13 protein-coding genes and 1 riboswitch are annotated in these 13,996 nt (G+C 44.0%); all 13 genes read right to left on the bottom strand.

The window, feature by feature from the left end:
• Positions 1-21 precede the first annotated feature (21 nt).
• The gene (locus MK370_RS10270; RefSeq protein ID WP_268685165.1) at positions 22-1,281 is read right to left on the bottom strand and encodes a F390 synthetase-related protein; all 1,260 of its coding nucleotides are present in this window, start codon (positions 1,279-1,281) and stop codon (positions 22-24) included.
• A complete protein-coding gene (locus tag MK370_RS10265; protein WP_268685164.1) occupies positions 1,250-2,077 on the bottom strand; it encodes an MBL fold metallo-hydrolase in 828 nt (275 codons plus the stop codon). Before MK370_RS10265 ends, MK370_RS10270 begins: the two co-directional genes overlap by 32 nt.
• The gene (locus MK370_RS10260) at positions 2,052-3,083 is read right to left on the bottom strand and encodes an NAD-dependent epimerase/dehydratase family protein (RefSeq protein WP_268685163.1); all 1,032 of its coding nucleotides are present in this window, start codon (positions 3,081-3,083) and stop codon (positions 2,052-2,054) included. The genes MK370_RS10265 and MK370_RS10260 overlap by 26 nt, the downstream gene beginning before the upstream one ends.
• A 199-nt stretch (positions 3,084-3,282) precedes the next feature.
• Positions 3,283-3,894 (bottom strand): 30S ribosomal protein S4, encoded by a 612-nt coding sequence (gene rpsD, locus MK370_RS10255; protein WP_002899562.1) that lies wholly within the window; start codon positions 3,892-3,894, stop codon positions 3,283-3,285.
• A gap of 260 nt (positions 3,895-4,154) precedes the next feature.
• Positions 4,155-4,877 (bottom strand): ABC transporter ATP-binding protein, encoded by a 723-nt coding sequence (locus MK370_RS10250; RefSeq protein ID WP_268685162.1) that lies wholly within the window; start codon positions 4,875-4,877, stop codon positions 4,155-4,157.
• A complete protein-coding gene (locus MK370_RS10245; RefSeq protein ID WP_419153002.1) occupies positions 4,877-5,878 on the bottom strand; it encodes an ABC transporter substrate-binding protein in 1,002 nt (333 codons plus the stop codon). Before MK370_RS10245 ends, MK370_RS10250 begins: the two co-directional genes overlap by 1 nt.
• A 41-nt stretch (positions 5,879-5,919) precedes the next feature.
• Complete coding sequence (locus tag MK370_RS10240; RefSeq protein WP_002928546.1) at positions 5,920-6,672, bottom strand: ABC transporter permease; 753 nt, start codon at positions 6,670-6,672, stop codon at positions 5,920-5,922.
• Between the two features lie 117 nt (positions 6,673-6,789).
• A riboswitch (TPP riboswitch) is annotated at positions 6,790-6,891 on the bottom strand.
• Positions 6,892-6,975: 84 nt separating this feature from the next.
• Complete coding sequence (locus MK370_RS10235; protein WP_268685161.1) at positions 6,976-7,599, bottom strand: HAD family hydrolase; 624 nt, start codon at positions 7,597-7,599, stop codon at positions 6,976-6,978.
• Positions 7,600-7,694: 95 nt separating this feature from the next.
• Complete coding sequence (locus MK370_RS10230) at positions 7,695-7,970, bottom strand: Veg family protein (protein WP_002894239.1); 276 nt, start codon at positions 7,968-7,970, stop codon at positions 7,695-7,697.
• 2 nt (positions 7,971-7,972) lie between these two features.
• Positions 7,973-9,328 (bottom strand): replicative DNA helicase, encoded by a 1,356-nt coding sequence (gene dnaB, locus MK370_RS10225; RefSeq protein WP_002894241.1) that lies wholly within the window; start codon positions 9,326-9,328, stop codon positions 7,973-7,975.
• A gap of 26 nt (positions 9,329-9,354) precedes the next feature.
• Positions 9,355-9,807, bottom strand: a complete 453-nt coding sequence (gene rplI / locus MK370_RS10220; protein ID WP_268685160.1) for a 50S ribosomal protein L9 — start codon at positions 9,805-9,807, stop codon at positions 9,355-9,357.
• A complete protein-coding gene (locus tag MK370_RS10215) occupies positions 9,804-11,825 on the bottom strand; it encodes a DHH family phosphoesterase (RefSeq protein WP_268685159.1) in 2,022 nt (673 codons plus the stop codon). The genes rplI and MK370_RS10215 overlap by 4 nt, the downstream gene beginning before the upstream one ends.
• A 157-nt stretch (positions 11,826-11,982) precedes the next feature.
• A complete protein-coding gene (gene mnmG / locus MK370_RS10210; RefSeq protein WP_268685158.1) occupies positions 11,983-13,890 on the bottom strand; it encodes a tRNA uridine-5-carboxymethylaminomethyl(34) synthesis enzyme MnmG in 1,908 nt (635 codons plus the stop codon).
• Positions 13,891-13,996: the final 106 nt, after the last annotated feature.

Here is a 13,996-nt window from a genome sequence, read left to right as displayed (position 1 = left end):
ATTTTTCCTCTTGGGGCATTCTTAAGCCCGATAGATACGTTTCAACTTACGGCTTCTGTCCCGCTGATAATCTTCAAAAGAAATAGCCGGCATAAGAAAGCTTTTATCAGTCGCTAAGTTTTGAAACTGCTGGATAATCTCGTCTTCTCGCTGCTGACTACGATGTTCGATAGCAATGGCCAGCGAATGGTCCTGCTTCTGAGCTACCTGGTATTCTCCAATCCCATCAACTAAGAGCAGACAACGGCGAATAAAGTCTGGAAAGACCTCCACCGACTGACCTGCGTCATTTTCAAAAATGAAAATATCATCCGAGCGCCCCTCAATCCTGTCAATCCGTGTAAAGACCGAACCGCAGGGGCAAGGTTCAGGATTTTCCACCAAGATATCATTCAGCTCATATTGAAAAATTGGCTGAGAAGTCCGCTTGAAATCCGTAATAATTGGGTAAAAGCGTCTATCATCCAAGTAGCGCTTATCTACATGGACAATGTCTTCGTTTAGATGAAGATTCCCGTAGGAACAGCTACAGGCTAAGAAGCCCTCGGTCGCTTGGTAGACCTGGTCCACCTTTTTCAGACCAAATCCTGCTTGAATCCTCTGCCGATCTGGCTCTTCCAAAATCTCTGCTACCGATACGACTTTGCTAGGGGCAATCTGCAAAGTTCCTGCCTGGACTTGTTTAGCCAGTTCCAAGAGCATTGATGCTGGCGCTACCAAAATCGTTGGCTGGTAAGCATTCAAACGCTCTACATGCTCTTCGGCTCCCTGAAAAGTATCAAAATACTCCAGAGAAATCAAGACTGAATTGACAGTCTGATAGAGCTGGTTGTCTGCCCGAAGAAAGAAGGCTATTTTGTGCCCAAAGAGTTTACCTTTAGGCAGCATCTTGGCCAAGATTGCTGCCGCCCACATACTGCGTTCCTTTTCAGTGGTGACAAACAAGCCTCGGTGTCCGGATGTCCCTGAAGACAAGCCAACAGCAATTTCTCCTATCATGGGACTAAAATCACGTGTCCGTTCGCTCTCCAGTGCCAAGGCTAGCAACTCATCTCGATTCAGCCCCTGAGTATTGAGCTCATTGAAATGCTCCATCATAAAGGCCTTATTCATCTTAAAATCTGCTGGAATACCTGATTTGAAATAAGGCGATTCCTGCTGCAGAAATTCCCGATAGGCTGCTAAAGCCTTAACTTGATAGCGTTCCAGAGCCTGTCGATCTTTAAATCGATTCCCCCAGCGCATGACGCTAAAGGTTTTTAGAAATGTTCCTAGTTTCATACAAAATCTGCTCCGCTCTCTCGGCCGGATCATGACTGACTAGCACCTGATAGCTGACAGCAAGCAACTGCCGCAGCAAGGCCACACCAGCCATGTATTCTTCCTTGTTATCCTGTATCAGTGACGGCAAGAAACGCATCTGCTCTGTATAAGGTAGTAAATCCACCCCCCAACACAAATCAGCCCCGATAAACAGATGATAATCTGGCAAAAAGAGACAAGCTTGACCAGCGGCATGGCCATCAACTGAGGCCAGATATATACTTCCATCCCCAAACAAGTCAACTGTCTTGCGATAGAGGAATGCTGCTTGGACCTGCTGAGGTTCCACCACTTCCAACCGACTCTCAAAATCCTGCGGAAGAAATTCCTTGAAAATCAAATCCTTAAGCTTGGTATGCTGATAAGTTTTGAAGACGGTCTTGGTCAGAATGAAGCGGGCCTTGGGAAAGAGAGCGGATCCACCAATGTGATCTGGATGCAAGTGCGACAAGATGACATAAGAAACATCTTCTGGCGCAATTCCTTTTTTCTCAAGCAAACGATCTACACGCTCCTCTTCTGACATATCAACAGGCGTTCCCAGACCATAAAGCCAGTATTTGAAATTGGGCTTCAGAATAGCTGGAGAATAGCCAGTGTCGTAGAGAATATAGCCTTTCTCACGATGATTCAAGAGGAAAACACCAGCTGGAAAAATTATTTTTTTCTTGGCAACTCCCTTAAACATCTGCTGCAAGTGACTGCTGCAGCGCCCAGGCTGAAGATACTCAATTTTCTCGATAATGTTGGACATATTTTGCAATCCCTTCACTGATTGTCAACTTGGGTTGATAGCCCAAATCCCTTACTGCTGCTGATATATCCAGCGTTTGACTGTAACGCATTAAGTAATAGGTGTAAAGAGTAAGAGGTGGCTCTTTTTCAATGTGAAAAAAGCGATAAAAGCTTTCAAAGCACTGTGCTAGAAGACCTAGAAAAGCAGCAGGTAACTTAATATAACGTTTACGAACCTGTAAACCTTCCAAAGCTTCATCCAGCATATCTTTGAAACGACGGGATTCTCCGTTGGTAATGTTGTAAACTTGTCCTTGCGCTTCTGGCATTTCCAAAGCCAGACGAACAGCCAAGGCCACATTTTCCACACAGGTCATGTCCATCATTTGCTGGCCATTTCTGATGAGTGGAATCGCCAGTTTTTGGCTCAAGCGCAGAATTCTAGGAAAAATACTGGTATCTCCAATACCAAAAAGCCCTCTAGGGCGCAAGATAACTGATGGAACTTGAGGATAGCTTCGGACAATCTGCTCAGCCATGAGCTTGCTTTTAATATAGAAATTCAACTCGTTTTCCTGAGGAGCAGCTTCTTCTTTGATAGCCAATTGGTCACGCGCAGCAGCATAAACACTTGGGGAGGAAATATAGACCAGTCTTTGTACTCCAAAATGTCGGCAGGCTTCCATAACCAGCTTGGTTCCTACAACATTCGTCTGATAAAACTGCTCCCATGGTCCCCAAATCGTTGAGAGGGCTCCAGCATGCACCACTGAATCCACTCCTTCGCAGGCTGCAAAAATTTCTTCTTCTCTGGTAAAATCACCAGCAAAAAACTCTACTAAAGGACCTTCTAACTGCCGACCAGCTTTCAGATTGCGACCAAAAGCCCGCACCTGATAGCCTTGTTCAGCCAGCTCTTCAACAACATACTTTCCTAGAAAGCCAGTCGCTCCTGTCACTAGAACCTTCATCGCTACTCCTTTCATACAATTTTCTGTTTCTTTCTTGTCCCCATTATACACCATTTCAGCAAATCTTCCGTAAAAAAGCTGGAAAAAATCTTTACAGAGTGTCTCACCTGATTGGATAGGAGTAGAAAGAAATCAGATAATTTCCCAAAACAGCTGTCTCAAGCAATTGACATTTTTTAGTAGGAATTAGCTTTATTATTTCATTGAGAGTATAAAAAAGAAGCCGGGAAACCGACTTCTGAACAAATACAAATTAAAGCATCTTGTTGTAGAATTCAACGATAAGTGCTTCGTTGATTTCTGGGTTGATTTCGTCGCGCTCTGGAAGGCGAGTCAATGAACCTTCTAATTTTTCAGCATCAAATGATACGAATGCTGGACGTCCAAGAGTTGCTTCAACAGCTTCAAGGATTGCAGGCACTTTCAATGATTTCTCGCGCACTGAGATCACTTGACCTGGAGTTACGCGGTATGATGGGATATCAACGCGTTTGCCGTCAACAAGGATGTGGCCATGGTTTACGAATTGACGAGCTTGACGACGAGTAGTCGCAAGACCAAGACGGTAAACAACGTTATCCAAGCGACGCTCCAAGAGAAGCATGAAGTTGAAACCAAGGATTCCTTCTTTGATTTTTGAAGCTTGAACAAACAAGTTACGGAATTGTTTTTCACCTACACCGTAAGTGAAACGAAGTTTTTGCTTTTCAGCCAATTGCAAACCGTATTCTGACAATTTGCTGCGGTTGTTTGGTCCATGCTGACCAGGTACATAGTTACGGCGAGCCAATTCTTTACCTGTACCAGTAAGAGAAAGACCCAAACGACGAGCTTGTTTCCAAGATGGTCCTGTATAACGTGACATAAAAATGTCCTCCTGTAAAATATTTTTGAGGAAATAGTCACTTAGAAAGCCCTGATTCGTGCAGAACATTTTCGCCCAAACAGCTAAGGCTACTTTTATAGCTGATGTTCTGTTGACGAGCTCCATGCTTTCCTGCTGCTATTTCACACAAGGGCTATTGTACCATGAATACAGTCAAAAGTAAAGGGCCTCATGCAAAAAATCAAGCCAAAAGGCTTGATTGAGGTTGTTTTGAAAGTAAAGGATTTCAGGCAGTTACTTCACATTCCCAAAATCTTTAAAATCTCCTGCTTATATCGTAGCTTCTGCAGTTCCTTATCCTCGCTGTCTGACCAGGTCAGTTGGAGATCTGCCACGATTTGCCCAGGCCGGTTTTTCAGAATATAGATATGGTCACTGAGAGCCAGAGCTTCCTCGATGCTATGAGTGATGAGGAGAGTCGTCAAACCCAGCCTACGGTGAATATCCAGATACCAAGCGTGCAGCTCCATCTTGGTCAGCTCATCCAAGGCACTAAAGGCCTCGTCTAGAAGAAATAGCTTGTGGCCGAACATATAGGTCCGTAGCAGTGCCACACGCTGCCGCATCCCCCCGCTCAGCTCATGTGGATACTTTTCTGCCACATCAAAGAGCCCGAACTCCTTCAAAATCTGGGTTGCCTGATCCGTCGCTTCCTTTTTGGATACCTTTTGGATTAGCAGGGGCAAGATGACATTACCCAGCACCGTCTTGTGCTCCAGCAGCAAGTCCTTCTGCAGCATATAACTCACCCGGCCCTTAGGATTTTCCTGCCCATCTAGGACAATCCTGCCCGACTGGACCTCCAAAATCCCAGCGATGTGATTAAAGAGGGTCGTCTTTCCAACACCGCTAGGCCCCAAGATTGCTACCATCTGACCAGTTCTCACTTCAAGATTGATGTCTTTTAAAATCTGTTGTTCATCGTAAGCATAGCTTACATTTTCAAGTTTGATTTCTGTCATTATTTCACAAATTCATTGCTGAATCCCTTGTCACTCAAGTCATTGTCCACGATACCATTATCCTTGGCCCATTTGTAAAAGGCGTTCCAGCGGCTAGCCTCAAACTGACCCCACTTGTCCTTATCCGATGCATATTGCTCAGACAGATATTTTTGGGAAGCCAAGACAAAGTCGCGCTTGTTTTTCAATTCCGGCGCATGCTTGATTAAAATATCCGCTGCTTCTTCAGGATGTTCCATAGCATATTGATAGCCTTTTTTGATGGCCTGAAGAACCTTTTTCGCCTCTTCCGGATTCTTCTTGAGATAATCATTATTAGCAATAATCACTGGAGAATAGTAGTCAAACTCCTTGACGTAATCCTTCATGTAAAAGAAATTAGTGTCCATGCCTTGCGTCTCTGCCATGATGCCGTCCCAGCCATGATAAATCCAGGCTGCATCAAACAAACCATTTTCAATCGGCGTAATAGAGTTGGAATCGTTGTTAGGAACTTTTTCTACCTCATCAAACTGACCGCCTTGGCTTTCAACCAAGGTTTTAAGCATGCCCAGCTCCACTGGATCATTCCAGGTGCCATATTTCTTGCCAGCCAGATCCTTAGGAGTTGTAATCCCTGCAGACTTCTTGGAAATGATACCCGAAGTATTGTGCTCTACAATAGCGGCAACAGCTGTGATTTCTGCGCCCTTATCCAGTTTTTTAGCCATGGAGTCCTGGAAGTAAATACCAAAAGGTGCCTTGCCGTTGATAATCAAATCCGAACTGCTATCTTCAGGCGGCAACTTGATATCCACATCCACGCCTGCTTCCTTGAAGTAGCCTTTTTCCTGAGCCACATAAAGGCCGGTATGGTTGGTGTTAGGTGACCAGTCTAGGATAAAATCAATCTTTTTATCCTTCTTAGCTGACTCCGAGCCTGACTGACTGCAAGCCGCTAGACCAAAGATAGACACGGCAGCTAAACCTGCCAGCAGCATTTTGTAACTTTTTTTCATCATTATCCTCTTTTCTTTCTTTGGAAAATAGCAGAGCTGAGCTCCTATTTCCACTTAATGACATATTTTTCACTGACAGCCACCAGCTTCATCCCCAGAAGACTGATAACCGAAACCAATATGATAATAGCAAACATGGTGTCGTACTGGAAAAGCTTCTTAGACTGAATCATATAGACACCCAAGCCTTCAAAACCGCCCAGCCATTCAGAAACCACGGTCGTGATAAAGGCGTAGGAAACACTCACCCTCAGACCCGCATAGAAATAAGGCAAGCTAGCCGGAATCTTAAAATGCCAGAGAATCTGCCAGCGATTGGCCTGCATAAGCTCAAAGAGAGTCAGAGTATCCCGGTCACAATGCCGAAAACCGTCCAGAATACTGACGATAATCGGAAAAGTCGTCGTCAGAATAATGAGCACAATCTTGGGCAAAATCCCATAACCCAGCCAGAGAACCAGAATTGGCGCCAAAGCAATGGTCGGAATCGTCTGCACCACGACCATCATGGGATAAATCAGATCATTGAGCCAGCTCATGCTGTCCATGAGTATAGCTAATATACAAGCCAAAATGACGCCCAAGACTAAACCCAGCAAGGCTACTTTTAAGGTGGCCCAGCTATGACTTGCTAGAAAACCAGCATCTCTGATAAAGGCCTGACCAATTTCCAGAGGTGTCGGCAGGATAAACTTGGGCAAGAGCTTGAGCCAGCCCATGACCTGCCAGATGACAAGTACACCCAGCATCCCTAAGAGACCGATTTGCTGCCGCATCAGCCTTTGTAGTGCTTTCATTGATTAGTTTTCCTCCCTTCATTTATTTTGGGCCCTGCAATTCTTTCAATCATCAAACTTTTGAAAAGATGATAAAAGAAAAGGCCTTTTCCATATATGGAAAAGGCGCACAAATACCACAATTTTAGGCATGTTTCCTACGCTGGCATTACCCAGATCAGGTGCGGTCGAAGCTTACACTTCCTCTCAGACTGTACACAGACTCCCATATATAGGACTATGATAGCGCAATCATAAGCAAATGTCAAGGTTGGAGCTTGGACTCACTCCTTTTCAACTATAAGTAAAGCAAACTATCATCAATCAGCCAAACTTCCCTTTCACAGCCAGCAAAGTCTCCATAGCACTGATATTCTCAGTCTCACTTGTGGATAAAATAGTTTCAAAGCCCAGTTCAGCTGCCGTATCTAAGTTAGCCTGAATATCATCAATGAAGACGGATTCTACTGGATTCAAACCATACTTTTTCAAGAGCTTTTGGTAAATCTCTGCTTCCGGCTTGACAACACCGACCTCTGAGGAAAGGATATAGCCCGACAGCAGTGGGTAAATGGGCAACAAACCAGCTTTTTCAATATGATAAAAAATCTCACAAGTGGTTGACAAGATATAGATTCCATAGCCCTGGTCAGCCCATACCTGAATCCTTTCCTGTAAATCACTGTAAACATGCACAACCTCATACCAATGATAAAAGATATTCTTAATGGCGGAATGATAGGAAACGTCCAACTGAGCCATGACTTCCTCACAGGCTTCTTTCAAACTCAGCTCTCCCTTGTCCGTCTGATGCCAGACACCCGACTCAAAAATGACCTGCCTAAGAACCTGCCGCCGCTCTTTCTCAGGTTCAAAATATGTCAAGTTTTTCTCAGAATTCCATTCAATCAGAACATTGCCCAAATCAAAAACTAAATTTTTAATCATGATGACCACCTGTTTTCTTTTTTATCATACCCTGTATAAGTCGCTTTGACTGAGGAATTGCTTCAAATATAAGTAAAAAGGCCCACTGGACCTTTCTATTCATCAAAATAACGGATGAGGTTCTTTTCTGTCAAAATGTCAGAATAAGTATAAGACTCCACATAGGTATTGGAGATTTCCCCTGGCTGACCGCCTTCGTTGGAATATTCCACGATAAACAAAGACGGATAGACTTCAATCAGACGGCCTTGCTTGCTTTTTTGGCGCTTACGACCGTTTTCCAGCGTCATCTCAACGATTTGTCCTTCATGCGCCTTGATATCTTCTTTGATTTTTTTCATTTTTGCCACATCTGTAAATGCATCACTCATCTTTATTCGTCCTCTCTTTTGGAAATACTTGAGAATTTATTATACTCTTTCTGGAAAATTAACTCTACTGTACCACGCGCTCCACTCCGGTTTTTCTCGATAATGACTTCAACCTTGTTGTTGGGAATGCCTTCTTCCTCCTCACCAGCTCGATCATAATAATCATCCCGGTAAAGGAAGGCAACGATATCCGCATCCTGCTCAATGGAACCTGATTCCCGAATATCAGACAGCACTGGTCGCTTATCCTGCCGCTGCTCCACGCCACGCGAGAGCTGACTCAGCGCAATGACCGGCACCTTGAGTTCCTTAGCCAAGATTTTCAACTGCCGGGAAATTTCCGAAACCTCTTGTTGGCGGTTTTCACGACCAGTTCCCGTAATCAGCTGCAGATAGTCAATTAAGACCAGCCCTAGATTCCCCGTTTCCTGGGCAAGCTTTCGAGCCCGCGAGCGAATCTCTGTAATCCGAATCCCTGGTGTATCATCGATATAAATACTAGCGTTGGCCAGATTAGCTGTCGCAATAGTATACTTCTGCCACTCTTCATCTGTCAGTTGCCCCGTACGAATGGAATGAGAGTTAATCACCCCTTCAGAAGCCAACATCCGGTCCACCAAGCTCTCCGCCCCCATTTCCAAAGAGAAAATGGCTACAGTCTTATCCAGCTTGGTTCCGATATTCTGAGCAATATTAAGAGCAAAGGCCGTCTTTCCGACCGCTGGCCGAGCCGCTAGAATGATTAACTCTTCCTCATGCAGACCAGTCGTCATCTTGTCCAACTCACGATAGCCAGTCGCAATCCCAGTGATATCCGATGTCTGCAGAGACCGAGCCTCCAGATTGCCAAAGTTAAGATTCAGCACATCACGGATATTTTTAAAGCCACTGCGGTTGGCCGTCTCACTGACATCAATCAGAGCTTTTTCAGCTCCGGCAATAATTTCCTCTGACAGACGGTCACCATCGTAGGCTTGATTGATAGACTCTGTCAGACGCGAAATCAGCCGCCTTAGAATAGCCTTTTCTGCAACGATTTTAGCATAGTATTCAGCATTGGCAGAGGTTGGCACAGAATTGACCACTTCCACCAAGTAGCTGAGACCGCCGATATTCTGCAGGTCACCCTGACTATCCAAAATATTACGAACCGTCGTTGCATCAATGGCATCGCCGCGGTCAGCCAAGTCAATCATAGCCTTGAAAATCAAGCGATTGGCATACTTGAAGAAGTCAGCAGGCTCGATATACTCACGAACAAAGACCAGTTTGCTCTCATCAATGAAAATGGCTCCTAAGACGGACTGCTCCGCTAAAATATCCTGAGGCTGAGCTCGGAGTTCATCAATCTCTGCCATCGGTAAATCCTTCCTTCAAATCACTATTATCCTTCTTTAACCCGCAAACGAATCACCCCAGTTATATCCTGATAAATTTTCACTGGAACATCTATCAGACCAATGGAGCGAATCGGTGAGTCCACCTTAATATGCCGTTTGTCAATTTTAATGCCAAACTGCTTCTGCAGCTCTTCTGCTATTTTCTTGCTGGTAATAGAGCCAAAGGTGCGGCCGTCCGGACCAACTTTTTCAGTAAATTCAACAAGAGTAGCTTCTTCTGCTAACTTAGCTTTAATAGCTTGAGCTTCTGCCACTAGTTCCGCGTGGGCTTTTTCTTCGGACTTTTGCTTGCCGAGCAGCTCACCAATAGCCTGCGCTGTTGCTTCCTTGGCTAAATTTTTCTTAATCAGAAAATTTTGAGCATAGCCAGTCGGCATTTCCTTGATTTCGCCTTTTTTGCCCTTGCCTTTTACATCTGCTAAAAAAATTACTTTCATCCTTTTTTCTCCTCGTCTATTATTACTTCCTCTTTAATGACTTGGTCCATAATTTCTTGATTCAGCGACTGAAGGACCTCAGAAACTGTTTTACCTTCAATTTGAGCTGCCGCCAGATTGAAATGACCGCCACCGCCCAGCTTTTCCATAATTCGCTGAACATTTATCTTGCTGCGACTGCGAGCCGAAATAGACACATAGCCTTTGGTATTCTTGCTTACGACAAAAGTAGCTTCAATTCCTGACATCGAGAGCATGGTATCAGCTGCCTTACTGATGACAACCGTATCATAAGTGTTCTCCTCTGGACCAGCTGCTACAATGACATTTGGCAAAATCTTCTTGCCATTTAAAATCAGCTCATTAATCGCACGATATTCCTCAAAATTCGTAGCGGAAATATCCTGAATCACAACACTATCACTGCCCCGAGTCCGTAGATAGCTGGCCACATCAAAGGTCCGACTGGTGACTCGAGCTGAAAAGCCTTTGGTATCAAGCATGATCCCCGCCATGAGAAGGCTGGCTTGCATCTTACTGAGACGGTTCTTTTTAGAATTCTGGAACTGAATCAGCTCCGTTACCAACTCACTGGCACTGCTAGCCCCACTTTCGATATAGGCAATGACAGCATTTTCTGGAAAATCTTCATCACGACGATGGTGGTCAACTACGATAATCTGACTGAATTGATCAAAGAAATCCTTAGACAGAGTCAGAGATATCTTGGAATGGTCAACCATAATCAAAAGAGAACGATTGGTCACCATATTTACTGCTTCAGAAAGCGGCACCAGATAGTCAGCCCCTTCCTGCTGGAGCTTTGTAATGGAGCGCTCAATGTCAGAAGCCATCTGGGACGGATCATAGACCACATAAGCTTTCTCAATGATATTACTAGCAAAGAGCTGCATGCCAAGAGAAGAGCCCAAGGCATCCATATCCAGATTTTTATGTCCAACTATAAAGACCTGATCCACACTCTTAATCTTATCAGAAATCGCAGTCATCATAGCCCGAGTACGGGTGCGCGTGCGCTTAACAGCTGACGCCGTTCCTCCACCAAAGAAGATTGGATTCATGTTGTCATTATTTTCTTTGACGACAGCTTGATCCCCGCCCCGAACTTCAGCTAAGTTGAGGTTAAGCAGGGCGACCCGACCGATTTCATCATGATTGCCATCACCATAAGAAAAGCCCATACTGAGTGTCAGTGACAACTCTCGATTTTTAGCTTCTGTCCGAAATTGATCAATGATAGAAAATTTATTTTCCATCAGCTGTTCCAGCACTGTGTAATCCGTAAAAAGATAGAACCGATCCATGCCAACCCGACGGTAAAACATGTGAAACTGCTCAGAAAATTCTGCTACGAAGTTGGCCACAAAGCTATTGATAAGACTGATATCCGTATCAGAAACGACATCTTCTAAATCATCATAATTATCCACCGAGATAATCCCGATTACTGGGCGTGTTGTTACCAGACCAACAGTGGCTTCATATTCATTGGATGCATCAAAAAAATAAAACACACTGGATGCACGGTCCAAGTAAACTGAATATTTCTTGTCTCCAACCGTAGCATAATGACCAGAGTCTGAATAAGCAGCCTTCATGATATTCTTGAGCATATCAGCATCAAAATCACCATCTTCGGTTGTAAAAATCAGTTCTGCATATGGATTAAACCACTCTACATCATCATTATCTTCACTAATTTTAATGACACCAACTGGCATCTTATCCAGCAAGGAAGCGAGGCTTCCTTCTGCTTGATGATTGACATAATGAATCTGCTCAATCTCATCTAGCTCGGATACTCTCTGTTGCTGGATAAAAAGCACAATCAAAAGAGCCAGCACAAGCATAAGAGCAGCTAGCATGGCTAAACTATCACCAAAAAGCCTCAGACAGATGGCTAAGATTATAAAGGAAATTAGACCCGCCATCGCCAAGTGAATTGGGGCAAAACGAAATTTTTTCATCATAGACCTCTTATTCCGCCATTTTACCATAAATCCAAGAAAAAAGCGAATTTCTCCCAATAATAAAAGCATTTAAGAAGGGTAAAGGAAGCGAAAAATAGTCTTTCAAAGTTTACAATCTTGTAAACCTCTTGTAAATTTACACAAAAAGGCTGCTTCCCAAAGGAAACTAAGCCTTTTAAAAGAGTTACTTCGCTTGATTTTTAGAAATGCTTCTAGATTTGCCTTCTAAGTAAACCATCAAAATGGAAATATCTGCTGGATTGACACCAGAAATACGACTAGCCTGACCAATCGTTTCTGGATTAATTTTCTTAAACTTCTGTCGTGCTTCTGTCGCAATTGAGTCAATATCATCCCAGTCAATATTAGCCGGAATCCGCTTCTCTTCCATGCGCTTCATCTTTTCAACCTGATCGAGAGCTTTAGAAATATAGCCTTCGTACTTAATCTCTGTCTCAATTAGCTCAATAATCTTTTCATCAAGTTCCTCTGCTGCCGGACCAATGAATTGAACCACATCTTGATAAGACACTTCTGGACGCCGCATAAATTCTTTGGCAGTTACTGCATCCGTCAGAGGCTTAAAGCCAAGCTCTTCTACTTTAGCGTTTGTTCCCTTGACAGGTTTTAGTTTGATAGATTCCAAACGCTTCATTTCATTGTCAAATTGATTCTTTTTAATCTCGAAACGAGCCCAGCGCTCATAATCTACAAGACCAATTTCTCGTCCCATCTCTGTCAAACGCATATCGGCATTGTCATGGCGGAGAATCAAACGGTACTCAGCTCGGCTAGTCAAGAGTCGATAAGGTTCTACGGTCCCCTTGGTCACCAAATCATCAATCATGACTCCAATGTAACCATCACTGCGCTTCAAGATTAACTCTGGCTTACCTTGGATCTTCAAGGCCGCATTAATCCCAGCGATAATCCCTTGACCTGCAGCTTCTTCATAACCAGAAGTCCCATTGGTCTGACCTGCTGTAAAGAGCCCTGAAATTTTCTTGGTTTCCAAGGTTGCCCGCAACTGATGGGGCATAATCATATCGTATTCAATGGCATAGCCTGTCCGCATCATCTCAGCATTTTCTAGACCTTTGATAGAGTGAACCAAGTCTTTCTGGACATCTTCTGGCAGACTGGTTGATAGCCCTTGCACATAAACTTCTTCCGTATCACGGCCCTCAGGCTCTAAGAAAAGTTGGTGGCGCTCTTTGTCTGCAAAACGGACAATCTTATCCTCAATAGACGGGCAATAACGTGGCCCCACACCCTTTACTACTCCTGAAAACATAGGCGCCCGATGCAGGTTATTTTGGATGATCTCATGACTTTCTGTATTGGTATAAGTCAACCAGCAAGGAACTTGATCTTTCACATAGTCTTCATCACGAGAAGTGTAAGAGAAATGATTGGCCTTTTCATCACCTGGCTGAATCTCGGTCACATCATAATTGATAGATGACGCCTTGACACGCGGTGGCGTTCCGGTCTTAAAACGACCAATTTCAAAACCTAGATCCCGTAGGTTATCTGCTAAAGGAATGGCTGCCAGACTATGGTTAGGACCAGATGAATACTTGAGATCACCAATGATAATTTCTCCCCGCAAGGCTGTTCCAGTTGTAACAATAACAGCTTTAGCCGCATACTCCTGATGGGTCGCTGTCTTAACCCCAATTACCTTACCATCTTCTACCAAGATTTCATTAATCATAGTTTGCCGCAAGGTTAGATTTTCTTGATTTTCGACAGTCTTCCGCATTTCTTTGGAGTAAACTTCCTTATCCGCCTGCGCCCGAAGAGCCCGCACTGCAGGACCCTTACCTGTGTTCAGCATTTTCATCTGAATATAGCTCTTGTCAATATTCTTTGCCATCTCACCGCCCAAAGCATCTACTTCACGGACAACAATGCCTTTAGCAGACCCTCCGATAGATGGATTGCAGGGCATAAAAGCCAGCATCTCAATATTGATGGTTGCCAAAAGAACCTTACAACCCATTCGACTAGCAGCAAGCGATGCCTCAACCCCAGCATGCCCTGCTCCAATCACGATAATATCATAACTTTCAGTAAAATTGTGTGTCATTTTCTTTTTCCCTCATTTTTTCACCAAAAAAGGCCAAGTCTCTAGAAGTGCAGGACAAAAAGCCTGCAACATCCATGAGCTTTGACCATCATAGGCATTGCTTATC

This window comes from Streptococcus sanguinis, from assembly GCF_026781265.1.
Lineage (GTDB): Bacteria > Bacillota > Bacilli > Lactobacillales > Streptococcaceae > Streptococcus > Streptococcus sanguinis_T.
This window is presented reverse-complemented; position numbering and strand designations above follow the sequence as displayed.

What these genes read in the sequence shown, in the direction of transcription:
- MK370_RS10270 (WP_268685165.1), bottom strand. Translation starts at nt 1,281, where the DNA reads ATGAAACTAGGAACATTTCTAAAAACCTTTAGCGTCATGCGCTGGGGG.
- dnaB (WP_002894241.1), bottom strand. Translation starts at nt 9,328, where the DNA reads ATGGCAGAGATTGATGAACTCCGAGCTCAGCCTCAGGATATTTTAGCG.
- rplI (WP_268685160.1), bottom strand. Translation starts at nt 9,807, where the DNA reads ATGAAAGTAATTTTTTTAGCAGATGTAAAAGGCAAGGGCAAAAAAGGC.
- MK370_RS10265 (WP_268685164.1), bottom strand. Translation starts at nt 2,077, where the DNA reads ATGTCCAACATTATCGAGAAAATTGAGTATCTTCAGCCTGGGCGCTGC.
- rpsD (WP_002899562.1), bottom strand. Translation starts at nt 3,894, where the DNA reads ATGTCACGTTATACAGGACCATCTTGGAAACAAGCTCGTCGTTTGGGT.
- MK370_RS10240 (WP_002928546.1), bottom strand. Translation starts at nt 6,672, where the DNA reads ATGAAAGCACTACAAAGGCTGATGCGGCAGCAAATCGGTCTCTTAGGG.
- MK370_RS10230 (WP_002894239.1), bottom strand. Translation starts at nt 7,970, where the DNA reads ATGAGTGATGCATTTACAGATGTGGCAAAAATGAAAAAAATCAAAGAA.
- MK370_RS10260 (WP_268685163.1), bottom strand. Translation starts at nt 3,083, where the DNA reads ATGGTGTATAATGGGGACAAGAAAGAAACAGAAAATTGTATGAAAGGA.
- mnmG (WP_268685158.1), bottom strand. Translation starts at nt 13,890, where the DNA reads ATGACACACAATTTTACTGAAAGTTATGATATTATCGTGATTGGAGCA.
- MK370_RS10245 (WP_419153002.1), bottom strand. Translation starts at nt 5,878, where the DNA reads ATGATGAAAAAAAGTTACAAAATGCTGCTGGCAGGTTTAGCTGCCGTG.
- MK370_RS10250 (WP_268685162.1), bottom strand. Translation starts at nt 4,877, where the DNA reads ATGACAGAAATCAAACTTGAAAATGTAAGCTATGCTTACGATGAACAA.
- MK370_RS10215 (WP_268685159.1), bottom strand. Translation starts at nt 11,825, where the DNA reads ATGGTAAAATGGCGGAATAAGAGGTCTATGATGAAAAAATTTCGTTTT.
- MK370_RS10235 (WP_268685161.1), bottom strand. Translation starts at nt 7,599, where the DNA reads ATGATTAAAAATTTAGTTTTTGATTTGGGCAATGTTCTGATTGAATGG.